The organism is Leptothoe sp. LEGE 181152 (assembly GCF_032906605.1).
Taxonomy (GTDB): Bacteria; Cyanobacteriota; Cyanobacteriia; order Phormidesmidales; family Phormidesmidaceae; genus Leptothoe; species Leptothoe turfae.
Window position 1 is genome coordinate 361,432 of sequence record NZ_JASATU010000047.1, and the last position, 22,919, is coordinate 384,350.

Annotated in this window: 35 protein-coding genes; 20 read left to right on the top strand and 15 right to left on the bottom strand. The window is 47.7% G+C overall.

Annotated features, from left to right (window positions below; translation table 11 throughout):
• Nucleotides 1-26: 26 nt before the first annotated feature.
• The 15 genes from QGP82_RS24185 to ndhN all read right to left on the bottom strand — a co-directional run bounded on the left by QGP82_RS24185 (nucleotide 27) and on the right by ndhN (nucleotide 11,753).
• Nucleotides 27-1,304: a metallophosphoesterase family protein gene (locus QGP82_RS24185; RefSeq protein ID WP_499061289.1), complete on the bottom strand. Its 1,278-nt coding sequence runs from the start codon at nucleotides 1,302-1,304 to the stop codon at nucleotides 27-29.
• A gap of 109 nt (nucleotides 1,305-1,413) precedes the next feature.
• Nucleotides 1,414-2,517: a peptide chain release factor 1 gene (gene prfA / locus QGP82_RS24190; protein ID WP_163661980.1), complete on the bottom strand. Its 1,104-nt coding sequence runs from the start codon at nucleotides 2,515-2,517 to the stop codon at nucleotides 1,414-1,416.
• A gap of 106 nt (nucleotides 2,518-2,623) precedes the next feature.
• A complete protein-coding gene (rpmE, locus tag QGP82_RS24195) occupies nucleotides 2,624-2,866 on the bottom strand; it encodes a 50S ribosomal protein L31 (RefSeq protein WP_006515928.1) in 243 nt (80 codons plus the stop codon).
• A gap of 49 nt (nucleotides 2,867-2,915) precedes the next feature.
• Nucleotides 2,916-3,326, bottom strand: a complete 411-nt coding sequence (rpsI, locus tag QGP82_RS24200; RefSeq protein ID WP_006515927.1) for a 30S ribosomal protein S9 — start codon at nucleotides 3,324-3,326, stop codon at nucleotides 2,916-2,918.
• A gap of 48 nt (nucleotides 3,327-3,374) precedes the next feature.
• The gene (gene rplM / locus QGP82_RS24205) at nucleotides 3,375-3,806 is read right to left on the bottom strand and encodes a 50S ribosomal protein L13 (protein ID WP_163661979.1); all 432 of its coding nucleotides are present in this window, start codon (nucleotides 3,804-3,806) and stop codon (nucleotides 3,375-3,377) included.
• Nucleotides 3,807-3,895: 89 nt separating this feature from the next.
• Nucleotides 3,896-4,774: a tRNA pseudouridine(38-40) synthase TruA gene (truA, locus tag QGP82_RS24210; protein ID WP_499061290.1), complete on the bottom strand. Its 879-nt coding sequence runs from the start codon at nucleotides 4,772-4,774 to the stop codon at nucleotides 3,896-3,898.
• Nucleotides 4,775-4,783: 9 nt separating this feature from the next.
• The gene (rplQ, locus tag QGP82_RS24215) at nucleotides 4,784-5,134 is read right to left on the bottom strand and encodes a 50S ribosomal protein L17 (protein ID WP_006515924.1); all 351 of its coding nucleotides are present in this window, start codon (nucleotides 5,132-5,134) and stop codon (nucleotides 4,784-4,786) included.
• Nucleotides 5,135-5,228: 94 nt separating this feature from the next.
• Complete coding sequence (locus tag QGP82_RS24220; RefSeq protein ID WP_006515923.1) at nucleotides 5,229-6,176, bottom strand: DNA-directed RNA polymerase subunit alpha; 948 nt, start codon at nucleotides 6,174-6,176, stop codon at nucleotides 5,229-5,231.
• Between the two features lie 66 nt (nucleotides 6,177-6,242).
• The gene (rpsK, locus tag QGP82_RS24225) at nucleotides 6,243-6,635 is read right to left on the bottom strand and encodes a 30S ribosomal protein S11 (RefSeq protein ID WP_163661973.1); all 393 of its coding nucleotides are present in this window, start codon (nucleotides 6,633-6,635) and stop codon (nucleotides 6,243-6,245) included.
• Between the two features lie 169 nt (nucleotides 6,636-6,804).
• Entirely contained in the window at nucleotides 6,805-7,185 is a 381-nt protein-coding gene (gene rpsM, locus QGP82_RS24230) for a 30S ribosomal protein S13 (RefSeq protein ID WP_163661971.1), read from the bottom strand.
• 106 nt (nucleotides 7,186-7,291) lie between these two features.
• On the bottom strand, nucleotides 7,292-7,405 hold the full coding sequence (gene rpmJ / locus QGP82_RS24235; protein ID WP_006515920.1) for a 50S ribosomal protein L36: 114 nt from the start codon (nucleotides 7,403-7,405) through the stop codon (nucleotides 7,292-7,294).
• 216 nt (nucleotides 7,406-7,621) lie between these two features.
• Nucleotides 7,622-8,032 (bottom strand): photosystem II protein Psb27, encoded by a 411-nt coding sequence (gene psb27 / locus QGP82_RS24240; protein WP_163661969.1) that lies wholly within the window; start codon nucleotides 8,030-8,032, stop codon nucleotides 7,622-7,624.
• Between the two features lie 127 nt (nucleotides 8,033-8,159).
• Nucleotides 8,160-9,944 (bottom strand): R3H domain-containing nucleic acid-binding protein, encoded by a 1,785-nt coding sequence (locus QGP82_RS24245; RefSeq protein WP_499061292.1) that lies wholly within the window; start codon nucleotides 9,942-9,944, stop codon nucleotides 8,160-8,162.
• A gap of 99 nt (nucleotides 9,945-10,043) precedes the next feature.
• A complete protein-coding gene (gene ldpA, locus QGP82_RS24250) occupies nucleotides 10,044-11,189 on the bottom strand; it encodes a circadian clock protein LdpA (RefSeq protein WP_499061293.1) in 1,146 nt (381 codons plus the stop codon).
• A gap of 90 nt (nucleotides 11,190-11,279) precedes the next feature.
• Nucleotides 11,280-11,753 carry an NAD(P)H-quinone oxidoreductase subunit N gene (gene ndhN / locus QGP82_RS24255; RefSeq protein ID WP_163661966.1) on the bottom strand — a complete coding sequence of 158 codons (474 nt, stop codon included), beginning with the start codon at nucleotides 11,751-11,753 and terminating at the stop codon, nucleotides 11,280-11,282.
• A gap of 468 nt (nucleotides 11,754-12,221) precedes the next feature.
• Between ndhN and rplC the strand changes: the two genes are divergently transcribed.
• The 20 genes from rplC (at nucleotide 12,222) to QGP82_RS24355 (ending at nucleotide 22,898) form a co-directional block, all read left to right on the top strand.
• Nucleotides 12,222-12,860, top strand: coding sequence for a 50S ribosomal protein L3 (rplC, locus tag QGP82_RS24260; RefSeq protein ID WP_163661964.1), 639 nt, complete (start codon nucleotides 12,222-12,224; stop codon nucleotides 12,858-12,860).
• Between the two features lie 18 nt (nucleotides 12,861-12,878).
• Nucleotides 12,879-13,511 (top strand): 50S ribosomal protein L4, encoded by a 633-nt coding sequence (gene rplD, locus QGP82_RS24265; protein ID WP_163661962.1) that lies wholly within the window; start codon nucleotides 12,879-12,881, stop codon nucleotides 13,509-13,511.
• Entirely contained in the window at nucleotides 13,504-13,809 is a 306-nt protein-coding gene (locus QGP82_RS24270; protein WP_163661960.1) for a 50S ribosomal protein L23, read from the top strand. The genes rplD and QGP82_RS24270 overlap by 8 nt, the downstream gene beginning before the upstream one ends.
• Nucleotides 13,810-13,850: 41 nt before the next feature.
• Complete coding sequence (gene rplB, locus QGP82_RS24275; RefSeq protein ID WP_163661958.1) at nucleotides 13,851-14,714, top strand: 50S ribosomal protein L2; 864 nt, start codon at nucleotides 13,851-13,853, stop codon at nucleotides 14,712-14,714.
• Nucleotides 14,715-14,792: 78 nt separating this feature from the next.
• Nucleotides 14,793-15,071, top strand: coding sequence for a 30S ribosomal protein S19 (rpsS, locus tag QGP82_RS24280; RefSeq protein WP_163661956.1), 279 nt, complete (start codon nucleotides 14,793-14,795; stop codon nucleotides 15,069-15,071).
• Nucleotides 15,072-15,082: 11 nt separating this feature from the next.
• Nucleotides 15,083-15,445: a 50S ribosomal protein L22 gene (gene rplV / locus QGP82_RS24285; protein WP_006515910.1), complete on the top strand. Its 363-nt coding sequence runs from the start codon at nucleotides 15,083-15,085 to the stop codon at nucleotides 15,443-15,445.
• Nucleotides 15,446-15,489: 44 nt separating this feature from the next.
• Nucleotides 15,490-16,221 (top strand): 30S ribosomal protein S3, encoded by a 732-nt coding sequence (gene rpsC / locus QGP82_RS24290; protein WP_006515909.1) that lies wholly within the window; start codon nucleotides 15,490-15,492, stop codon nucleotides 16,219-16,221.
• A 36-nt stretch (nucleotides 16,222-16,257) separates the two neighbouring features.
• The gene (gene rplP, locus QGP82_RS24295) at nucleotides 16,258-16,677 is read left to right on the top strand and encodes a 50S ribosomal protein L16 (protein WP_006515908.1); all 420 of its coding nucleotides are present in this window, start codon (nucleotides 16,258-16,260) and stop codon (nucleotides 16,675-16,677) included.
• Between the two features lie 3 nt (nucleotides 16,678-16,680).
• A complete protein-coding gene (gene rpmC, locus QGP82_RS24300) occupies nucleotides 16,681-16,929 on the top strand; it encodes a 50S ribosomal protein L29 (protein WP_163661954.1) in 249 nt (82 codons plus the stop codon).
• A gap of 14 nt (nucleotides 16,930-16,943) precedes the next feature.
• Complete coding sequence (gene rpsQ, locus QGP82_RS24305; protein ID WP_163661952.1) at nucleotides 16,944-17,195, top strand: 30S ribosomal protein S17; 252 nt, start codon at nucleotides 16,944-16,946, stop codon at nucleotides 17,193-17,195.
• Between the two features lie 12 nt (nucleotides 17,196-17,207).
• A complete protein-coding gene (rplN, locus tag QGP82_RS24310; RefSeq protein ID WP_006515905.1) occupies nucleotides 17,208-17,573 on the top strand; it encodes a 50S ribosomal protein L14 in 366 nt (121 codons plus the stop codon).
• A 29-nt stretch (nucleotides 17,574-17,602) separates the two neighbouring features.
• The gene (gene rplX / locus QGP82_RS24315; RefSeq protein ID WP_163671561.1) at nucleotides 17,603-17,914 is read left to right on the top strand and encodes a 50S ribosomal protein L24; all 312 of its coding nucleotides are present in this window, start codon (nucleotides 17,603-17,605) and stop codon (nucleotides 17,912-17,914) included.
• 44 nt (nucleotides 17,915-17,958) lie between these two features.
• Complete coding sequence (gene rplE, locus QGP82_RS24320) at nucleotides 17,959-18,504, top strand: 50S ribosomal protein L5 (RefSeq protein WP_163661950.1); 546 nt, start codon at nucleotides 17,959-17,961, stop codon at nucleotides 18,502-18,504.
• Between the two features lie 20 nt (nucleotides 18,505-18,524).
• Nucleotides 18,525-18,926 carry a 30S ribosomal protein S8 gene (gene rpsH, locus QGP82_RS24325; protein WP_163661948.1) on the top strand — a complete coding sequence of 134 codons (402 nt, stop codon included), beginning with the start codon at nucleotides 18,525-18,527 and terminating at the stop codon, nucleotides 18,924-18,926.
• 67 nt (nucleotides 18,927-18,993) lie between these two features.
• On the top strand, nucleotides 18,994-19,530 hold the full coding sequence (gene rplF, locus QGP82_RS24330; RefSeq protein ID WP_163661946.1) for a 50S ribosomal protein L6: 537 nt from the start codon (nucleotides 18,994-18,996) through the stop codon (nucleotides 19,528-19,530).
• Nucleotides 19,531-19,537: 7 nt separating this feature from the next.
• Nucleotides 19,538-19,894: a 50S ribosomal protein L18 gene (gene rplR / locus QGP82_RS24335; RefSeq protein ID WP_006515900.1), complete on the top strand. Its 357-nt coding sequence runs from the start codon at nucleotides 19,538-19,540 to the stop codon at nucleotides 19,892-19,894.
• 21 nt (nucleotides 19,895-19,915) lie between these two features.
• Nucleotides 19,916-20,440 (top strand): 30S ribosomal protein S5, encoded by a 525-nt coding sequence (gene rpsE / locus QGP82_RS24340; RefSeq protein WP_163661944.1) that lies wholly within the window; start codon nucleotides 19,916-19,918, stop codon nucleotides 20,438-20,440.
• Nucleotides 20,441-20,476: 36 nt separating this feature from the next.
• Nucleotides 20,477-20,923 carry a 50S ribosomal protein L15 gene (gene rplO / locus QGP82_RS24345; RefSeq protein WP_163661942.1) on the top strand — a complete coding sequence of 149 codons (447 nt, stop codon included), beginning with the start codon at nucleotides 20,477-20,479 and terminating at the stop codon, nucleotides 20,921-20,923.
• A gap of 98 nt (nucleotides 20,924-21,021) precedes the next feature.
• On the top strand, nucleotides 21,022-22,344 hold the full coding sequence (gene secY, locus QGP82_RS24350; protein WP_163661940.1) for a preprotein translocase subunit SecY: 1,323 nt from the start codon (nucleotides 21,022-21,024) through the stop codon (nucleotides 22,342-22,344).
• Nucleotides 22,344-22,898, top strand: a complete 555-nt coding sequence (locus QGP82_RS24355; RefSeq protein ID WP_163661938.1) for an adenylate kinase — start codon at nucleotides 22,344-22,346, stop codon at nucleotides 22,896-22,898. Before secY ends, QGP82_RS24355 begins: the two co-directional genes overlap by 1 nt.
• Nucleotides 22,899-22,919: the final 21 nt, after the last annotated feature.

Sequence of the window (22,919 nt, forward strand, 5' to 3'; positions counted from 1 at the left end):
GCAGGGGACACAAGTTTGACGCAATCTTAACCCGAATGGCCAGGAGATGCTTTCGTCGGTGGGTTTAATATCTGTTCAACCAGTGTGTAGAGAGTCTCTTCATTTACACCAGTAAGCTGTTGTTCTTTGAGATCGATCAAACCTGCGGCAAGGGGCTGTGCTCGTTTTTTATAGACATTGTGAGCTGTTAGCAGATCGGTGAAAATCTCTCGTTCAATTTGATGACGGTCAGCATCGTCCGGCAATGGCGTGCCGTACTCAACGTTTTCAACTTCATACCTAAGTAGAAAAATTAATGCGCTACAGTGTTCTTGCAATAAGCTTTGCAATTTTCTGGTATCAAGTTCTAAGCGCTCAAAACCGATCTGCCCTTCAATCCGCAGTTCCACAATGGGCTGGTCCGCAGGGATGAGGCGTTTTTGCTCCATGGCCCGGTCAATGACCTTAAAGGCTAGCCCTTCAATATCCTCTAGCGCTTCTTGCCCCCGTAATTTTAAGGACAGACGAATAATCGGACGCTGTCGATATTCAGTTTGTAGCTGAGCATCCACTTGGCCATTATTGATTTCCACTAGAAGAGCGCCGCGCTCCAGACCCCCCTCCTCAATATTGTTGGCTTCAAGGGAGCCAGGATTAAAAACCCAGTTATCGACGGTGTAGTGCTTATGGATATGCCCTAGACCGACGTAGTGCACACCAGCTTTTTTAAGAGGCAATAAATCGCCATAGCGTAACGCTCCAGAGTAACGAGCAATTTGCCCTTCTAAACCGTGATGAAAGAGTAAAACAGTTGAGCCGGGGCCTACAGGCAATGTTTCTATAGCCTGTGCAATTTGTTCGATGGCCTTAGGGGCAGCAGCACCATACCAGTTAGAGCCGAGTACTCGCACACCACAGTCAAGATCAATATAGCCACCCCGTTTTGTTGCCTCATTCCAAGGGGTGTACATCGCTTCATCTTGACTGGGCTCTAGCAGTGTGAGTAATCCCCAGTCTGATAAATAGCGTAGCCAACTGGTCTTAGTGCCATAGGGACAGTTGTCATGATTGCCTTCAATGGCAATTGCTGGAATACCCGCACTCTGCAACTGCTGGAGACAGAGCTGAGCCTGATTCAAAATAGCCGGTTGAATCATTCGATGTTCAAACAGATCACCGGCAATGACTACAAAGTCTACACGTGTCTGGATAGCATAACGCTCCAACACATCCCACAGCGTATGGAAAAAATCGGTGGTGCGTACCTTGCTGTTGTAACGATCAAATCCCAGATGTACATCGGCAATGTGCAGAAATTTCGCCATGGTAAAGGGAATGAATGTGAGTGATTAATTTTAGTTTTGAGCTGGAGGTTGTCAAATAAAACTAATGACTACTTACCCAGAGCATGGGGGCATCATCCCGGAGGCTATCTTAAACAGGCGTATCAGTTTCAGCCGCCAGCTGTTCTAATTTAGCCTGTTGGTCTTGGGTGATGCAGGATTGCACCATGATTTCAATGTCTCCTTCTAACGCGGGGGATAGGCTAAAGTTTTGTCCCAGACGGTGGTCCGTGACTCGGTTATCCTTATAGTTATAGGTGCGAATTTTCTCTGAGCGTGAGCCGGTCCCTACCTGAGAGCGTCGCATATCAGTGACTTCTGCTTGTTGCTCTTGGAGCATCATTTCGTAAAGCTTAGCCCGCAAAATTTGCATAGCGCGCTCTCGGTTTTGTAGCTGCGATCGCTCTTCCGTACAGAAAATTCGAATACCTGTAGGTTTATGGAATAAGTCTACGGCTGTTTCTACCTTGTTGACATTCTGACCACCTGCACCACCAGAACGTGCTGTGGTCAGTTCAATATCTTTGGAATCAATTTTAACTTCCACATCGTCCACTTCTGGCATCACTGCCACGGTTGCTGTCGATGTGTGCACTCGACCGCTAGTTTCTGTGGCAGGCACCCGTTGCACGCGATGGACGCCTGCTTCAAACTTGAGTTTGCTGTAGACTTGGTCGCCTGTAATTTCTAGAATGGCTTCTTTGCAGCCACCCATATCAGCGACCGACTGACTAACTGTCTGTACCTTCCAACCCTGCCCCTCAGAATAGCGGGAGTACATCCGCAACAAATCCCCTGCCCAAATGCCAGCCTCATCGCCACCAGCACCTGCTCGGATCTCCAACATAATATTTTTATCGTCATTGGGATCGCGTGGTAACAGAAGAATTTTGAGGCGGTTTTCTAGGTCACCAATGGTTGCCTGAAGTTCCTTGACTTCCATGGCTGCCATTTCTCGAAGTTCCTCGTCCCCTGCGGACTCTTTCAGAACTTCTTGAGCGCCCTCGCAGTCTGACTGAGCTTTTTTCCAGTCGTTATAGGTGGTGATAGTTTCCTCTAATGACGCCCGCGCCTTGGCAATTTTTTGGAACTCAGTCGGATCTTTTGCCACATCCGGGTCGGCAAGGCGGCGGGTGAGTTCTTCAAAAGTTTGGTCAACCGACTTTAATTTGTCGAGTAGATATTGCTCAGCCATGGGATTTGCTCAATGATTTCAGCGGATTCGGGCTAGAAGAAATGTCAAATAAAAAATATCCGAAGGATACAATAATCCTTCGGATTCAAGATGACGTTATGAGCAGCTAGCCTTCTGAGCTATCAGCTGTTTTGGCCTTATCGTCGGCCATGCCGTACTTACGTAAGAAGCGCTCTACACGACCCTCAGTGTCAATGATTTTCTGCGTTCCTGTGTAAAAGGGATGGTTGCCAGACCATACATCAACGTGAAGCTCGGGCTTAGTAGAGCCCACAGTCATAATTAACTTGCCGTCGCAGTAAACCTTAGCGTCAGGATACCACTCGGGATGAATATCAGCTTTTGGCATTGTTCTAATCCGGTAGTGAGATGATCTAAAAAATAGATAGAATCCAAACTTAACGCTTGGAGAACTGGGAGGCTTTACGGGCTTTCTTCAAACCGTACTTCTTACGCTCCTTACAACGGGGATCACGGGTTAGATAACCTTCAATCTTTAAAGGACCACGGTTTGCAGGGTCTAGTTCACACAGAGCTCGAGCTACACCAAGCTTGATGGCATCAGCTTGACCAGTCAATCCACCACCACGAACATTAACTAAAATATCGTAGTCACCTTCCAGGCCTAGAGTCTCTAGCGGAGCTTTGGTTGCTGACAAGTAGGCAGAGTTGTTCTGAAGATGATCTTCACCGGGTTTACCGTTGACAAAAAGCTTGCCTTCTCCTGGAACTAAGCGTACGCGGGCGACAGATGCCTTGCGACGGCCAGTACCCCAATAAACAACGCGATCGGACTGTCCTTCTGACATGGAATTATGCTCTCCTGTAAATACTGCTAAATACTATGAGGTCGACTCCTAAAGGCTGATTGTTTCAGGCTGTTGAGCAGCGTGGGGATGCTCAGGACCTGCATAGACTTTCAGATTGGTAAACAGCTTACGTCCGAGAGCATTCTTAGGCAGCATTCCTTTAACAGCCTTTTCAATAATGCGCTCAGGAATCCGGTTCTGTAGTTGGTCAAATGTTTCAACCTTCATTCCACCAGGACGACCAGAGTGACGGCGGTAGAGTTTTTGCTGACGCTTGTTACCGGTAACGTTAACCTTCTCAGCATTAATTACGATAACAAAGTCACCCGTATCCATATTGGGGGTGAAGGTGGGTTTATTTTTACCACGCAAGATATTGGCAATTTCTGTTGCTAGACGACCAAGGCGCTTGTCAGCCGCATCGACAACGTACCACTTCTTGTCAATTTCTTGGACAGGGGGAATGTAGGTCTTAAACATGCTTAGGCTCTGATATCAACGAACTGGATGAAAGGCTGCTTCTTTTTCTAAGAGTGTTGAGTAACATCTCAACGATTGCCCACAGCAATCTAAACAGCCAAATTCTTGGTGGTGGAATGCAGCGTTAGCTGTGGTTGAGTATCAAACCAAGCATCCGGTGCAAAGGGGAAATGTTGGTAACCGACTCGCAACAGACAAAGTCCTCGAGCCGGTGCGGCATGCTTAACCAAGTCACGACGCCCTGACTGCCATAGTTCAGTAAAAGCAGCAGGGGTTAAGCGGCGGCGTCCCACACTCACTAGCAAGCCCATCACCAGGCGCACCATGCCGTACAGAAAACCGGCAGCTTGCAGCTCAACCTGAACAAACGGTCCACAGCGGGAACATTCAGCCGCCTGCAACTCAACCCACGAATGGGCACGACTAGATCCCGCGCGATGAAACGCAGTTAGCTCATGATAACCCACCATGGGGGTTAATGCCGACTGCATTAGCTGATCGTCCAGCGGCTCATGGTAAAAATGCCATGCGTAGGGACGAACAAAGAGATTGGGATAGGCATCGGTGTAGATGGTGTATCGATACCGTCGCCATTTGGCCGAATATTGGGCATGCCAATCATCGGGAACCTGAGCCGCAGCGCGAATCACGATGTCTTCACTTAATCGATGATTAAGTATAGATGCCCAACGGTAGGCTGGGATGATTTTAGGAGCATCAAAGTGGGCTACTTGGGCTGCCGCATGTACCCCCGTATCAGTACGCCCTGCGCCATGAATGGTGACGTGATAACCCAGTAATGACGCGATCGCTGCCTCAATCTCCGCTTGTACCGTACGTTTTTCCGGCTGACGTTGCCATCCATAAAAATGGGTGCCCTGATATTGAATAACAATGGCTACCCGTTGGTTACCTTGGTTGGCTTTAGGGACAGCTTCGAGCTGCTTAGCGGGCGTACGATTAGCCATCAATGGGAACTAGGTGAGCTCAATAATGGCCATCACTGAATTGTCACCTCGGCGGCTAATTGTGCGCACGATGCGAGTATAGCCACCCTGACGCTCAGCATATCGAGAGGGGGCTTGTTCAAACAAAGAATGAACAAGGTCTTTGTCGTACATGTACCCCATGGCTCGACGGCGAGCCGCCAGGGAACCTTCCTTGGCTAGGGTGATCATACGCTCGGCTTCGGAACGGACGGCTTTGGCTCGAGTGAGTGTGGTTTTGATCCGACCGTGACGAATGAGTTCAGTAGTTAGCGATCGCAACAAAGCACGACGCTGATCTGCAGGTTTGCCCAGATGGGGCGTACGACAACGATGGCGCATAGGGTCTCCTCTGTTAGCAAATAGACAAGAAAAAACCGAAGCCTTGGGCTTCGGAGAGATTGGCCTGAAAACACTCAAGGCCAAGGCGTTAGGCCTAAGATTGTTTAGCCGGTTTTTCGATAGGTAGGGTAATTCCCAATCGATGTTGTAGTGAATCAATCACCTCTTCCGCTGACTTCTGACCAAAGTTCTTAATCTCAAGGAGATCTTCTTGGCTGTAGTCCAGCAAATCAGACACAGAATTAATCTGCGCTCGCTTCAAACAGTTATAGGCACGTACAGACAGCTGTAATTCTTCAATTGGAATCTGATAAGTGGTGTCTTCCTCTTTGACGTCTTCATCCCGCTTGGGCTCAAGGGTAACATCCTTGAGTGGGTTAAACAGGTCTATCAGAATATCCGCTGCCTGGCTCATTGCCTGCTGAGGCGTCAGACTACCATTCGTACTAACTTCCATCAGTAAGCGATCTTTAGGCTGATCGGCACCAACGATTGTCTCTTCAACTGAATAATTGACCTTTCTTACTGGCATAAAGACAGCGTCAATTTGCATGAAGTCTAGGGCTGTTGCTTCATCGCGATTGTTGCTGACAGCACGGTAACCATGACCATTTTCTACCCGAAACTCCATTTCAAGTGTGTGACCCTGCGCAACTGAGGCCACGTAATGATCTGGGTTAATAAGCTCAACTTCAGCAGGCAACTCAAAATGCGCTGCCGTTACAGTTGCAGGACCTTGTACAGCTAGGCGGCCAATCTGAGGTTGGTTTGTGTAGGTCTTAACAACAACTTCCTTGAGGTTCAGAATGATATCAAGCACATCCTCACGTACCCCTGGAATTGTTGCAAACTCATGATTTGCCCCTGCCATGCGCACCGCTGTGATAGCAGCACCCTCAATATTTGAGAGTAAAACCCGTCTGAGTGCGTTACCAACTGTGATCCCTTGACTACGCTCAAGAGGTTCGAGTACAAAACGACTAAATTGGCTCTGATCGTCTTCGACGATTGATTCTACACATTCAATTTTAAACTGTCCCACTACAGTGACCTCCCTTAGATAGCTATTGCCTGGTGGCTAACTTTTTAGCTGATAGGTTAAAAAAAATTAGACGCGGCGGCGCTTGGGTGGGCGGCAGCCGTTGTGGGGAATAGGCGTCACATCACGAATTAAAGTGATTTCTAACCCAGCCCCTTGAAGAGCACGAATGGCCGTTTCACGACCAGCACCAGGGCCACTAACCATGACTTCAACCTGACGCATTCCTTGGTCCATAGCTCGACGGGCAGCACTGTCGGCTGCTGTTTGAGCTGCAAAGGGAGTTCCTTTCTTGGCACCTTTAAAGCCGCTGGAACCAGCTGATGCCCATGAAACTGCATCACCTTTGGTATCTGTAATAGTCACAATGGTGTTGTTAAATGTTGATTGAATGTGGACAACACCGTTGGGGACATTCTTCCGGGGTTTGCGTCCACCCGCGCGCTTGACGCCTTTAGCCATAGTTCCTGTATTCCGAAAACGTTAACTCTTTAAAAACCTGTGTAGTCGCCGACTAGTGACCCACCTGATTGCCAATTCCTTGCCAAAATGCCTTTCCTGTTGTAGCACGCATGTCTAAATCGGCAACCCTTGGAATGTAAAGATCACCTACAGATTGCGTCGTCAGGTTTTATTTCTTACCAGGCTTCTTCTTGCCAGCAATAGCCAAGCGCTTACCACGACGTGTGCGCGCATTAGTGCGAGTCCGCTGACCACGCACGGGCAGTCCTGACCGATGGCGACGTCCTCTGTAGCAGCCAATATCCATTAGCCGCTTGATGTTCATACTTTCCCAACGTCTCAAATCACCTTCGATTTGATAGTCGTTTTCAACCACTTCCCGTAGTTTTGCTACATCGCTATCGGCCAAATCCTTAACGCGAATATCGGCGTTGACCCCAGTTTTTTCCAGGATCTCTTTGGACCGACTCAGGCCGATACCGTAGATGTAAGTTAAACCAATCTCAATGCGCTTATCCCTTGGTAGGTCAACGCCTGCAATACGTGCCACCGTGCTTTCTCCCTAGTTTGCTGCCGTGCGGTTACGTTGGCACTGACATGTCAGTTGGCAACCGCTCAGTTGAATGTGAAATAAATCGTTAAACTCGTTACAGTGGCTAACCCTGGCGTTGCTTATGCTTGGGGTTAGAACAAATAACCATCACTCGACCGCGCCGACGGATCACCCGGCACTTGTCGCACATCTTCTTGACGGATGCCCGTACTTTCATGCTGAAAATGTAAAAAACTTGCCTACAGAAGTGTGATTCTAGCAAATAGCTTAACAAGCGGTCAATTAATTTTTGTTATGGACAGTTGATGTGTCTTGAGCTCGCTTGCTACTCGATATAGCCATTAGTAGATGTAAATTGCCATGGGAATACCCAAAAAAGCCTCGCCGGATTCCGGCGAGGCTTTTTTGGGTATTTGTGACTGTTAATTATTAGCTAAGCCGATTCTCGACGCAGTGCAGCTTCGACTTGCTTAAACTCTTGTTCTAACCGAGCCTTCAGCTTTGCGGGAATAGGGCGATTGGGATAGGAACTATAGTGGCCTGCCAGCGCATTCACTGCTGTTTGCATGGTGGCAAAGGAACTTAGACTAGCTGCATTTGCAGATCGACGATAGCGAGCTGAGAATGCATTGATCTGTTGTCTGGCTTGGGAGCGAACCTCAGGGAGGTTTGGAGCATCTGCGGGTAGCTCAATGGCGGTTCTGAGGGTTTCTACAACTGCCATGGTGTCTTGGCGATAGTTACCGCTGAGTCCGTCAGCTCCCATGCCGTCACCACCGCAGCCAGTGAGACCTAGGATGGCCACTAGGGTAAATGCAAACAAACGAGACAAAATACGTTTCATAAACTTATTCCCAATTACAGATGGCTCCAATTGTGTGCCTGGCCATTGGGCCTGTGGTGATTATCTTATCTGAATGGGGTACTCAGGAGAACGTTTAGGTGTATGGCACCCATAGGTATGGCGATATTTAGGCGGGAAAAATACGTAGCCGACGGTTGGGTTCATCCCCAAAACTCAAGGACTTAAGTCGATAGTGCTCGGCTAATTCGTGTTGCATTTTTCGGATTTTTGCGGAGCGGGGTAATAATTCGACGGGTTGTCCTTTAGGAATCACAATTTGCTCAACTGCTAGCCTTGCTTCTTCAAGGGCTTCGAGTTCATCATCTTCGCCTTGGCGAGTAAAGAGAGAAAGATCAATAGCTGCTGATTGATCTCTAGGGTCAATATCTAGAAGACGTTGCAGGGCCCGTGTGATCTGTGGAATGGTATTGGATTTGACGGTGTAAATAGGAAGTTGACGCGATTTTGCAATGGTTTTGAGTTTAGAGTGGTTTCGCACATGAGATCGCAATGCCAACACTGCTTGAGCCACCCCAAGCTCCTTGGTAATTGATACCGGAAGTTTCAGCGTATCAATGACATGATGTAGCTGTTCACGGCTAATGCCATAGGGATAAATCGGCACCAAATCTTCCCCATTAGGCCCCACTGGTGTGGACAGCTCCAAACTACTTGTATCCAGTTGCCGATCCAACAAGGCTTGAAACTCATCAGTAGCAGTGGGTACGGGCAGTGGTGTCGGTGCCTTGGTGCCATGCTGGCGAGCTCGTTGTGCAACGGGTTCCATTTGGCCAGCCTCGCGCCAACCTCGCTGAGTCCGTCGAGTGGTGCGCCTTTGACTAACAATATCCGGCAGTTCATGGGTAATGGAGACTTTGCCGTTTTCTCCCACCGTCCGAACCTGGGTTTCCGACATGCGCCCGCGCAATAGATGATCAACCGTAGCTGCTACATCCTCATGGACAACCCACCGTTGTCGCTCCAGCATTTCAATGGCCATGTCAAATGTGGGTGGAGCTTTGCGTTCCAAAACACTTTTTTGACTACCCCGACGACGAGCTTCATCATCTCCTAGGGTGACCGTTTGAATACCGCCAATGAGGTCAGCCAGAGTTGGATTTTTGATCAGGTTTTCTAGTTGGTTACCATGGGCGGTACCCACTAGCTGTACCCCTCTTTCTGCAATAGTTCGGGCTGCTAGTGCTTCGAGCTCAGTACCGATTTCATCAATGATAATGACTTCGGGGGTATGGTTTTCAACGGCCTCGATCATGACTTGGTGCTGTTGTTCCGGTCGAGCTACTTGCATACGGCGGGCTCGACCGATGGCAGGGTGAGGTATGTCTCCATCACCAGCAATTTCGTTGGACGTGTCTATAATGACGACGCGTTTATCAAGGTCATCTGCTAAGACGCGAGCAATTTCGCGTAGAGCAGTAGTTTTGCCCACACCTGGTCTGCCCAGCAGTAAAATTGACTGGCCTGCTTCAACCAGGTCACGAATCATTTCGACCGTACCAAAAACAGCTCGACCCACTCGACAGGTCAGGCCAATAATGGTTCCAGCTCGGTTCCGCATAGCACTAATGCGGTGTAGCGTTTTCTCAATTCCAGCGCGATTATCACCCCCAAACGTCCCAACCCGTTCAATACAGTGCTGTAAATCTTCCTTGGAAATAACCTGCTCTGAAAGATAGTCTGCCTTGCCTGGAAATCTAGCTTCGGGTCGTCTACCTAAATCTAGGATGACCTCAATTAGCTGAGAACGCTGAGGGTGATTACTCAGGGGAGCCCGCAGGCCTTCAGGCAGGATACTTAAAAGCTGATCCAGGTCGTCATGAATTGGAGCACTGCTTTTAGAAAGTGCAGCAGTCGATTCAGGCGTAGATTGATATTCGTCTGAACGAGCCATAGATTCGGGAAACTAAAAAGGAATATTTAAAAATAGGTAGAATCGAGCCAGGTTTTCAGCCATAGGAGTCAAACTGGCTTGCCTGACTACAGCTACCTCCTATGGGGGAACCGTCGCAGCTGAGCTTGGTTTTGGATAGTTCTCTTGTTTTAAGAAGTGTGAAATACTGGTGGCGTTCCGGATATCAGGCTTAATCTGACTTACCAAGCCCAGCGCTAAGTTAACCTGCTGCCATAGCTGCTCTGGCTCATCTTCGAGATGGCCATCTCCCAGGTTCAATAATCGACGGGCGTAGCTACCATAGGCAATCCCGTGAATCCCTATGGTGTTGGAGTTAGTCTCTCCAAGAGACTGTAGGCGAGGCTTGAGCAAATTTAGCGATCGCAACTTAGCCACCGTATAGTCGTTGGTTCCGCCTGCTAGTTGAACATAGCCAGGTAAACGAGCGTTTAAGACCTTTTCAGCTAGCCGAACCGTCGCAAGGGTTGTTCCCCTACCAATATCGCCGCTCATGGGTCGTCCGTCCGTCTGCCACAGCAATTGATTGGGCTTAGGATCCATTAACTGATAGAGCTCAGTTAGATAGTCAACAATGGTGATGCCGTAAGCCTCGCTGTCGGGGCAACTGACGGCCACCAACTTCAGCTGCGGAATATAAGAAGCAATTTGCTGCCATAGGCGCTGAAATTCAATCTGTCGACCAATTTGAGTGTGGATTTCAATTGCATCGATGAAGGGAATCAGTGTGGGTACGAGCTCACCTGCGGCTACAGTAAATGCGTTCTCTTTCAGCAAACCATAGGGACAGACCGGCAAACAACGGCCACAGCCATAACAGCGTTCAGCAATTACCCCCAACCCTGACAGCCCAGATTTGTCTGAAAGTAACGAGATCGCATCAGCTGGGCATACTCGCTCGCAAGGACGGGGGCAATTGCCAGGGCATTTTCGGCCATCAAACCACGCTTTGCGGAAGTGAGGATCTTGACCATCATTAAAACTCACCATCAACCACGGACGTCTGCCAGAGCCAGTTGGTGTCACAAACTGTGATGCAGTTATTCCATCAGTGGCAGCCTGTACCACTGCCAGATCAGCTGCTACATCAACGCAATCTGCCCCTGCAAGGCTATAAACCAGGGACAAATTACGGACTTTTGAGACATCTTGATAACTAGCGCCACAAATAAGCTTGAACCATTGTCCAAGTCTCAGGGAATCTAGCGGATTTAGGGGAATAGTCACCCACCTATACTATCGCTTAGCAAAATACTCTGCAGTCAAATTAGAACAAATGTTCTTTTTGGGCCAGTTTCTGGTTGGCCAATGGTCGACCTATGCAGATTTAACAGCGTCCTTAAGCGGAAACCACTTAAATGAGCGGTCACCACCTAGTTCAACAACCACTTTGATGCGGGAGTCGGATTCACATAGGGTTGTTAAGAATGCCAATTCTTGGCTAGATAAAATATGTCCCTCAATTAACCAGAGCAAAATACCCTTCATGCCTTTAGCCATACGCTCTAGGCGATAATCCAACACGGCTGGCACAAAATAGCGATCTCCGACAGCGGCTTGCCCCATACTTTTCTTACCTAAATGGGGAGGGCGGACACCGTGTACATCACCTAAGTAAGCTGATAAATCCCCCAGCCCACGGGCCGTCATGTGTAAACTTTCATAACCTGATGCCCGCATGCGTCGCTGATAGCGGCCTTCGAAGCCACCCTCCAACGGTACCTGCACTGCCAGTGCACCGTTGCTCTCTAAATCCCGAACAAATCGATTGCCGAATACAAGTAATCCCATAACTTATGCAAACAGTGCCTAAATGGTGGTTGCTCTACTACATATATTAAGCCGGTTAAACGTCACCTTTGATAAAAACACGGCAGGTTCTTTGCATTCAAAGCTTTATCAAATTAGGATTTCAAATTTAATTTGATAAAATAATGGACAAGTATCTCAAATGTCTGTATTATTATAAACCGCTGCCAAGCTAGATACTAAGTGGTGCTGCTGCTTAAGTCTAAGGCGCAACTTTAACGGCTCAAAGGGTTGTGTCTCAATACATCAAAGGTATTGAGGTTGTTTGTATACCCTGGCTAATGTTCAAAATATTCAATCAAATACGGTTGAATTTCTGGAGAGCGGGTAAGTGCTCTTTGCATTTGTCTGTCTTTCCGGGTAATTGCCCCCGCTGTGAAAAAAACAAGGGGCTCAAAGTGCTGGCTGTGAATCACCACAGTTTAGCTGAAATGTTTAGGGAGATTGATTGTGTCTGTCGGTATTCTCGGGACAAAACTGGGAATGACTCAGGTGTTTGATGACGCTGGTAACGCAGTACCGGTAACTGTCATTCAAGCAGGCCCCTGTGTCGTTACTCAGGTTAAAACGCAGCAAACCGATGGCTACTGCGCCGTGCAGATTGGCTATCAGGAAGTAGCGGAGAAGGCATTGACTAAGCCTGAATTAGGTCATCTCAAAAAGGCAGGAGCTCCTAGTCTGCGTCATCTGCGTGAGTATCGTGTTGATGACAGCTCGTCATTTGAGTTGGGTCAAACTGTTGCAGCGGATATTTTTGAAGCTGGTCAACTAGTAGATATCTCTGGTAAGAGCATTGGTAAAGGGTTTGCAGGTAACCAAAAGCGTCACAACTTTAGTCGTGGTCCAATGAGTCACGGCTCCAAGAATCATCGCCTACCTGGTTCTATCGGACCTGGTACAACACCTGGCCGAGTCTACCCTGGTAAGAAAATGGCCGGTCAATTAGGTAATGTGCAAGTTACTGTGCGCAAGCTTGCGGTCGTAAGGGTAGATAGTGAGCGTAGTGTTCTGCTGGTTAAAGGTGCTGTTCCTGGTAAGCCAGGCGCACTATTGAACATCGCCCCTGCAAATATTGTCGGCAAGAAATAAGGGGGCTAAGAACTTATCATGGTTGATTGCGTAATAAAAGACTGGCAAGGGGCTGATGCAGGTACTGCCACCCTTGATCTAAGCGTTGCCAAGGAAGATAACGCTGCTCATATAGTGCATCGCGCCATTGTGCGTCAGATGCATAATTCTCGCCAAGGCACGTTGTCTTCAAAGACGCGTTCCGAGGTGCGTGGAGGTGGCCGTAAGCCGTGGCGTCAAAAAGGTACCGGTCGAGCTCGTGCTGGTTCTAACCGTTCTCCATTGTGGCGTGGAGGTGGGGTTATCTTTGGTCCCAAACCTCGTGACTTCGATGTCAAGATGAATCGCAAGGAGCGTCGTTTAGCCCTGCGTACAGCATTCCAAAGTCGAGTGGATGACATGGTCGTTGTTGAAAACTTTGCTGATCAACTCTCAGCTCCTAAGACGAAAGAAGTGCTTTCAGCTCTGGAACGTTGGGGAGTTGATGTTGAGCAGAAAGTTTTGATGATCACAGCTGAGAAAAATGAAGTAGTCTATCGCTCTGTGCGTAATGTGGCCAACATCAAATTGATTTTGGCTACTAATCTCAATGCTTACGACATCGTTCTAGCTGACAAGCTAGTGGTGACAGCAACAGCTCTCGAGAAAATTCAGGAGGTGTACAGTGCCTAAGGCAATTGACCCCCGAGATCTGCCCGACATTGTTCGGAAGCCAATTATTAGTGAAAAAGCGACCCTCAATCTGGAAAATAATCAATACACCTTTGAGGTTGCTCCAAAAGCTACAAAAACTGAAATTAAGGCAGCGATTGAAGCATTGTTTGATGTCAAAGTGACTGGCATTAGTACTATGAATCCGCCTCGTAAGAAGAAGCGCCTTGGCCGTTTTATAGGCTATAAGCCTACCTATAAGCGAGCAGTTGTGACTCTCGCTGAGGGTGATAGCATTCCTCTTTTCCCAGATGTCTAGTACCGGCTTTAGCACTACTCAATTAGTTTGTAGATAAAAACATGGGAATTCGTACTTATCGGCCTCTGACTCCAGGTACTCGTGAGCGCAGTGTTTCTGACTTTTCAGAAATCACTCGGAGTAAGCCGGAAAAGAAATTAACGCGCTCTATTCATCGTGCCAAGGGAAGAAACAACCGTGGTGTGATTACTTGCCGTCATCGTGGTGGTGGTCACAAGCGTCTCTATCGCGTGATTGATTTTAAGCGCGATAAGCGAGAGGTAACGGCTGAGGTTCTTTCGGTTGAATATGATCCCAACAGAAATGCGCGCATCTCTCTGGTTCAGTATGAAGATGGCGAGAAGCGCTACATTTTGCATCCCGTGGGATTAAAAGTGGGGGCTACTATTGTCGCTGGGACTGATGCTCCCCTTGAGGTGGGTAATGCTTTGCCACTATATAAGATGCCTCTTGGCACGTCGGTTCATAATGTTGAACTGTATCCAGGACGTGGTGGTCAAATTGTTCGTGCAGCTGGTGCTTCTGCTCAAGTAATGGCTAAGGAAGGGGGATATGTCACCCTCAAGTTGCCTTCGAGTGAAGTCCGTATGGTTCGTCGTGAATGTTACGCCACAATCGGTCAAGTAGGTAACGTAGAGTCTCGTAACGTAACTTTAGGTAAGGCTGGTCGTAAGCGTTGGTTGGGGCGTCGACCAGAGGTTCGAGGCAGTGTTATGAACCCTGTGGATCACCCCCATGGTGGTGGTGAAGGTCGTGCTCCCATTGGGCGTAGCGGTCCTGTGACTCCCTGGGGTAAACCAGCACTTGGCTATAAGACCCGCGATAAGAAGAAGGCTAGTACCTCGCTAATTGTTCGTCGTCGTCGTCGTTCCTCTAAGCGTGGCCGCGGTGGTCGAGACGCATAAATGTTTATCCATTCGTTTGGATTCTATTGCTCATCCAAATTTTGTTGTTCAACCGATTGTTGTTAGGCTGGCGAAACTATGGCTCGCTCTCTCAAGAAAGGTCCTTTTGTGGCGGATCACCTGCTCAAAAAGATTGAAAAGCTCAATGCTAAAGGGGACAAGCAGGTGATTAAAACCTGGTCTCGTGCCTCTACTATTATCCCTCAAATGATTGGGCATACCATTGCTGTTCATAATGGTCGTCAGCATGTCCCGGTGTATGTCAGCGAACAAATGGTCGGGCATAAGTTGGGTGAATTTGCCCCCACGCGTACATTTCGTGGGCATGTCAAGAGTGATAAGAAAGCGAGACGATAGGGAGGTTAGCCATGGTTGATATTGACAGTAGTAATCAAGTTAAATCTGTTGCTCGCTATATTCGAATGTCGCCTCATAAGGTGCGTCGGGTACTTGATCAGATTCGCGGCCTCTCCTACCGAGAAGCTCTAATCATTCTTGAATTTATGCCCTACAGGGCTTGTGAACCAATTCTTAAAGTTCTCCGCTCTGCTGTAGCCAATGCTGAGCATAACAATGGCATGGACCCCGTTGATCTTTACATTAGCGAAGCGTTTGCTGATCAGGGGCCTGTCCTTAAGCGTTATCGACCTCGGGCCCAGGGGCGTGCTTATCAAATTCGTAAGCCAACCTGTCACATAACAATTGCAGTGGCCCCTGGCTCTGCTAGTTAAGGTCTAGTATTTTTTCGCTGTTAGCTCTGTATAAGGAAGGATTTGTGGGACAAAAAATTCACCCAATTGGCTTTCGTCTTGGCATTACTAAAGAGCACGCTTCTTGTTGGTATGCCGACTCAAAGCAGTACCCTAGTCAATTGCAAGAGGATCATGTAATTCGTCAGTTTATTGAGAAAACCCTCAATAACGCTGGTATCTCTGATATCAAGATTGCTCGTAAAGCCGATCAAATTGATTTAGAGGTGCACACAGCTCGACCTGGTGTTGTTGTTGGTCGTGGTGGCACAGGTATTGAGTCTCTGCGGGCTGGTTTACAAAAACAACTCAAAGATAATACCCGTCAAATTCGTATCAATGTAATCGAGGTTGCTCGAGTTGATGCTGAAGCTGCTCTGATTGCTGAATACATTACTCAGCAGCTTGAACGACGTGTATCGTTTCGCCGAGTGGTAAGACAGACAATTCAACGTGCTCAACGTGCTGGTGTTGAAGGGATCAAAATTCAGGTTAGTGGTCGTTTGAATGGGGCTGAAATCGCTCGTACTGAATGGACACGTGAAGGGCGTGTGCCCCTGCATACGTTGCGCGCGAACATTGACTACGCCTACAAAACTGCTCAGACTACTTACGGAATTCTAGGCATTAAGGTCTGGGTTTTCAAAGGTGAAATTATTCCAGGTCAGGAAGATGTTCCTCAACCTGCTAATAATCAGCCACGTCGTCGTCAGCCACGTCGTCGTCAACAGTTCGAGGACCGTTCTAACGAGTCCTAATTATTTCTCTTTAACTGTTTAGCCTGTTTAAGCATCATGCTGAGTCCTAGAAGAACAAAATTTCGTAAACAGCATCGCGGTCGTATGCGCGGTATGGCCCATCGTGGCAGCACAATTAACTTTGGTGAATATGCTCTCCAAGCCACTGAGTGCTCTTGGATGACTTCTCGCCAAATTGAGGCTGCTCGTCGTGCGATGACTCGTTATGTGAAGCGTGGCGGGAAAATTTGGATTCGTGTTTTCCCAGATAAGCCTGTGACGATGCGTCCGGCTGAGACCCGTATGGGATCTGGTAAGGGTAACCCTGAATTTTGGGTTGCTGTGATCAAGCCCGGTCGAATTGTTTTTGAAATTACTGGTGTGCCTGAGGAAATTGCCCGTGAGGCGATGCGTTTAGCATCCTTTAAGCTGCCATTCAAAACAAAATTCATCGCTCGTGAAGGATTGGAGGGATAATTTATGGCGCTTTCTAAGGCTAAAGAGTTGAGGAAACTCAGTGAAGATGAGCTGTCTACTGAAATTGCTAATGTTAAGCGTGAACTGTTTGATTTGCGCTTCCAGCTAGCCACCCGTCAGATGGAGACAGGATTTCATCAGTTTAAGCATGCTCGTCGTAAATTGGCTCAGCTAATGACTATCGAGCGTGAACGGCAACTGAGTGTTGGTGCGACGACTAGCGAAAATGCGGCAGTGAGTAGCGAGCAGTAGGAGTTGAAAAAGCTATGGCAGCTAGAGAACTAACGGGGCGAGTGGTGAGCGACAAAATGGATAAGACAGTTGTTGTGGCTGTTGAAAATCGTGTCCCCCACCCCAAATATCAGAAAATCGTCGTCCGTACTAAAAAGTACAAGGCCCATGACGATGCTAATGAGTGTAAGGATGGCGATATTGTTCGTATTCGCGAAAGTCGCCCTCTTAGCCGAACCAAGTGCTGGGTCGTTGCCGATATTGTAGGCCGTTCTGAAAAAGTGTAGGGGAGCCAACTAATGATTCAGCAGGAAACATATCTGAATGTGGCAGACAACAGCGGCGCACGAAAGCTAATGTGCATTCGTGTTCTCGGCGGTAATCGTCGCTATGCGAGCGTGGGTGATGTCATTATCGCCGTTGTTAAGGACGCGCTACCAAACATGGGTGTAAAGAAATCTGACGTTGTCCGTGCTGTTGTTGTACGTACCAAGAAAAATCTTCGTCGCAACAGTGGTATGAGCATTCGTTTTGATGATAATGCCGCTGTTCTCATTAATAATGACAACAATCCAAAAGGTACTCGAGTTTTTGGGCCTGTTGCTCGTGAGTTGCGTGACAGAAACTTTACCAAAATTGTTTCACTAGCACCGGAGGTACTGTAGTGGCTAGCAAACAAGCTGTGCGTCACAAGATGCACGTTAAGAAAGGCGACACTGTGCAGGTTATCACCGGTAAGGATAAAGGCAAAGTAGGCGAAATTACTGCTGTTTTGCCTAAGAAGAGCCTGATAATTGTTGAAGGTGTCAACATTCGTACTAAGCATGTTAAGCCTCGTCAAGAGGGGGAGTCGGGACAGATTGTTACATCTGAGTTTCCGATTCATAGTTCAAACGTGATGCTTTATTCCAAAAAGGAAAAAGTTGTTAGTCGTGTTGGCTATACGTTTACCGATGATGGTCGTAAAGTCCGCATCTTGAAAAAGACAGGCGAGATCATTGATTAGCTCACTATTTGTCCCTGACCAAGCCCAGGGAAAGGAACGAGAGAATGGCTGAACAGCTGAAAAATTTTTACAATACAAAGGTTGTTCCTAAGTTAATGGAGCAATTTGAGTACAAAAATGTACACCAGGTACCCAAGGTACTCAAAGTAACTGTCAACCGTGGTTTAGGAGAAGCCTCACAGAATGCTAAAGCATTGGAAGCATCTGTGAGCGAGGTGGGTGTAATTACTGGTCAACGGCCTGTGATCACTCGTGCTAAGAAGGCGATTGCTGGATTTAAAATTCGTCAAGGTATGCCAGTCGGGGTTATGGTTACCCTTCGTTCTGAGCGTATGTATGCGTTTCTAAATCGCTTAATCAATTTGGTTCTACCCCGTATTCGCGATTTTCGAGGGGTTAGTCCTAAGAGTTTTGATGGTCGGGGAAACTACACCTTGGGTCTGCGTGAGCAGTTGATTTTTCCTGAGGTCGATTACGACAGTGTTGATCAGGTTCGCGGCATGGATATTACGATTGTTACCACTGCCAAGACTGACGAGGAAGGGCGTGCTCTTCTCAAAGAGCTGGGAATGCCGTTCCGGGATAACTAAGGTTTATACGAGAGAGAAATATGGCGTCTAACGATACGATTTCAGACATGCTGACGCGCATTCGAAATGCAAATCTCGCGCGGCATAGGACTGTCCAAATCCCATCTACCAAAGTTACCCGTAATATTGCCAAAGTGCTTCAGGAAGAGGGCTTTATTGGTGATACCTCGGACGCAACTGAAGGTGTGGCACGCATGATGACGGTGAGTCTAAAGTACAAGGGTAAGATGCAGCAACCTATTATTCGTAATCTGACTCGTGTCAGTAAGCCGGGTTTGCGAGTTTATTCAAGCTGCAAAGATTTACCGCGAGTGTTGGGGGGTATCGGCATTGCCATCGTTTCTACCTCAAGTGGCATCATGACTGACAGAGATGCTCGTCATAAGGGTATCGGTGGAGAAGTGCTCTGTTACGTCTGGTAATGTTTTGCCTTGCTTGTATTAATTAGTTGTTTTCGCGGCTATTGCTGGCGGTTAGGGAAAAATTAAAATGTCTCGGATTGGTAAAAAACCGGTACCTGTACCTTCAGGTGTTACCGTGTCTATCAATGCTCAATCAGTAGTTGTCAAAGGTCCAAAGGGAGAGCTGTCTCGCATTTTACCTGGGGAAGTCAATATTACCCAGGAAGGTGAGCAAGTAATTGTGACCCGTCAAGATGAGTCGCGTGCTGCGCGAGCATGTCATGGGCTGTCACGTACTTTGATTGCCAATATGGTAGAGGGTGTTTCTAAGGGCTTTGAGAAGCGTCTTGAGATTAAAGGCGTTGGTTATCGTGCTGCTGTCAAGGGTAAGACCTTGAATATGAACTTGGGCTATAGCCATCCGGTCGAATTCGAACCACCAAAAGGCATTGAGTTCAAGGTAGAAAACAACACGAATATAATTGTGTCTGGTATTGATAAGGAACTAGTAGGAACCGTCGCTGCTAAGATTCGTGATGCCCGACCGCCTGAGCCCTATAAGGGTAAAGGTGTACGCTATCTCGGTGAGATGGTGAGACGTAAAGCTGGTAAAGCAGGGAAGTAATTGAGTTATGAAAGCTACGCGTAAACAATCTACCCGTCGTCGTCACGCGCGCATTCGTCGCCGAGTCAAGGGTACTGCTGAGCGCCCTCGGTTAGCGGTTTACCGCTCTAATAATCACATCTATGCCCAGGTAATTGATGATTATAAGCATCACACCCTGGCTGCAGCATCTACATTAGAGGCTGACCTTAAAGGAGATACTGGCGCTACTAAGGATGCCTCAGCTAAGGTCGGTAAGTTGATTGCTGAACGTTCCTTAGCTAAGGGAGTTAAGCACGTTGTTTTTGACCGTGGTGGTAAGCTTTATCACGGTCGTGTGGCAGCTCTGGCAGATGCTGCTCGTGAGGCTGGTCTGGATTTCTAGGACTTCTTAAAGGGTTAAATCATGGCAAAGGAACGTCGCAAGAGCAATAAAGGTAAAGAAAAAGAGTCAGAGTGGCAGGAGCGAGTTGTTCAAATCCGCCGTGTCACTAAGGTGGTTAAGGGCGGTAAAAAGCTAAGTTTTCGCGCCATCGTAGTAATTGGCAATGAGAAAGGCCAAGTTGGTGTTGGTGTTGGTAAAGCCAGCGACGTAATCGGTGCTGTTAAGAAGGGTGTAGCTGATGGGAAGAAAAACTTAGTGGATGTGCCTTTGAATAAGGCCTATTCGCTGCCTCATCCTGCTACTGGTGAAGCGGGTGGTGCTCGTGTCTTCATGCGCCCAGCTGCTCCTGGTACTGGTGTAATTGCTGGTGGTGCCGTTCGTACTGTGCTTGAGCTTGCAGGTGTGCGGAACGTTTTAGCTAAACAGTTAGGCTCTGGTAATCAATTAAATAATGCTCGAGCTGCTGCTGATGCGTTGGCCTCATTGAGAACTTTCTCTGAGGTTGCTAAGGAGCGGGATATCCCCCTTGAGAAGCTCTACGCTTAGATCTGAGATAATTAAAAATTGTTGAGATTTAGAACAATGAGATTAGAGGATATTCAGCCAAAAGCTGGTTCAAGACGCCGTCGTCGTCGCGTAGGGCGTGGCATTTCAGCCGGACAGGGGGCTACTTGTGGTTTTGGAATGCGAGGGCAAAAATCTCGTTCGGGTCGCCCTACGCGCCCTGGTTTTGAGGGTGGGCAGCTACCGCTATATCGCCGAATTCCAAAGCTTAAGCATTTTCCCATTGTGAATCAAAAGGTATTCACAGTGCTAAATGTTTCGCGCTTGGCTGAGCTTTCTGCAGGTTCAGAGGTGACTATAGAATCTCTGATGGAAGCTGGAATCATTACATCTAACGATGGACCACTGAAAATTTTGGGCAATGGTCAGCTTGATGTTGCCTTAACGGTTAAAGCTGCAGCATTTACCCAAAGTGCGAAAGCTAAGATTGAGGCAGCTGGTGGTACCTGTGAAATCGTGGCGTAAGCCTCTAGAATAAGCATATAACTCAGTTAGCTGTGTCTTGGTTTCCGTCCTGGGCGCAGCTTATGTTTAATTAGAATCTAAAACAGAATCTAAAGATTATGGTTGTCAGTCGAGGGAAGACACCAAGCGCTCAGGAAACGTTTTTGCAAATGGCTCAAGCAGCCGGTTTGCGTGGGCGTTTGCTGGTGACTTTGGGATTGTTGGTGTTGGTACGCTTGGGAATGTATATCCCTGTGCCAGGGATTGATCGTGTCGCTTTCTCACAGCAGGTTGATGCTGGAGGCCTGCTTGGTTTCCTTGATATTTTTGTGGGTGGTGGTTTATCCCTGTTGGGTATTTTTGCCTTAGGCATTTTGCCCTACATTAACGCCTCTATCATTATGCAGTTGCTGACAGCCGCTATTCCTCAATTGGAGGATTTACAGAAAAATGAAGGTGAGGCTGGACGACGCAAGATTTCCCAAATCACTCGCTATGTTGCGATGGGGTGGGCGGTACTGCAGAGTACATTGCTGGCTAGCTTTTTGCTAAGTCCTTTTGCGAATGAGCCTGGCATCCTATTCATTGTTGAAACGGCAGTTGCTTTAACTGCTGGCTCAATGTTTGTGATGTGGGTAGGGGAGTTAATTACCGAGCGTGGTGTTGGTAATGGGGCTTCTTTACTGATTTTTCTGAACATTGTTTCATCACTACCTCGCTTACTTGATAGTGCCGTCACCGTAGCTCAGTCGCCAACATCCTCTCGTCAGGAAGTAGCAGGTATCATAGTTGTCAGCCTTGTATATTTGGCTATGGTTGTGGGGATTGTGTTTGTCCAAGAGGGCATGCGTCGAATTCCCATTGTTTCCGCACGACGACAGGTAGGTCGAAAACTCTATCTGGAAAAGAGCAACTACCTGCCTCTGCGTCTAAACCAAGGTGGAGTGATGCCTATCATTTTTGCGTCGGCTATTTTGGTTCTACCTTTACAGGCGGCTCCTTATATTGCCAGCACGCTATCTAATCCTGGGATCTCAGACTTTGTAAATCGATTTTTGAGCCCGGGTTCTCCACCTTACAACCTGATGTATCTGGTTATGATTCTGTTCTTCAGCTACTTCTATGCATCACTGGTTGTGGATCCTGAAGATATGTCGCGGAATTTGAAGAAAATGGGGGCAAGCATCCCAGGTATTCGGCCCGGTAAGGCTACTAGTGATTTTATTGGGAAAGTCTTAAATCGTCTAACTTTCCTTGGTGCCTTGTTCTTAGGGGTCGTTGCGGTGGTTCCCAGTATGGTAGAAAGTGGTTTGCGCGTAACCGTATTTCAAGGCTTAGGTGCTACTTCTCTGCTGATCTTGGTAGGTGTGGCTATTGATACAGCCAAGCAGATTCAGACCTATGTGATTTCTCAACGTTACGAGGGTATGGTGAAAAAATAGTGATCAGAGTAATTTTTTTAGGTCCTCCTGGTGCTGGTAAGGGGACTCAGGCCGCCGTTTTATCTAAGGATTTTGATGTGCCTCACATCTCGACTGGAGATATTCTTCGAGCAGCGGTGGCTGCCAAGAGTGAGCTTGGTCAAAAAGCGGAATCCTATATGAATGCTGGGGAGTTGGTACCTGATGAGCTGATTTTGGATCTTATTCGTGAGCGTTTAGGTCAGAAAGATGCCAGTAAGGGTTGGATTTTGGATGGCTTTCCCCGTAATGTTAGCCAGGCTAACTTTCTAGACAAGCTGCTTGCAGAGATTCAGCAGCCTTGTGAATGTGTGCTGAATCTGGAGGTACCGGATAATGTGCTGATATCTCGCTTATTGTCGCGCGGTCGTAAGGACGATAACGAAGATGTTATTCGTAACCGATTAGAGGTTTATCGTAAGCAAACGGAACCCCTGATTGAATTCTTTAGAAGTCGCCAGCAACTAGTGTCGGTCAATGGGCATCAGGCAATGGGGTCTGTAGAAGCTGATTTGAAACAGGTTTTACAAGCATAGGTTAACTGTCTATGTATATGT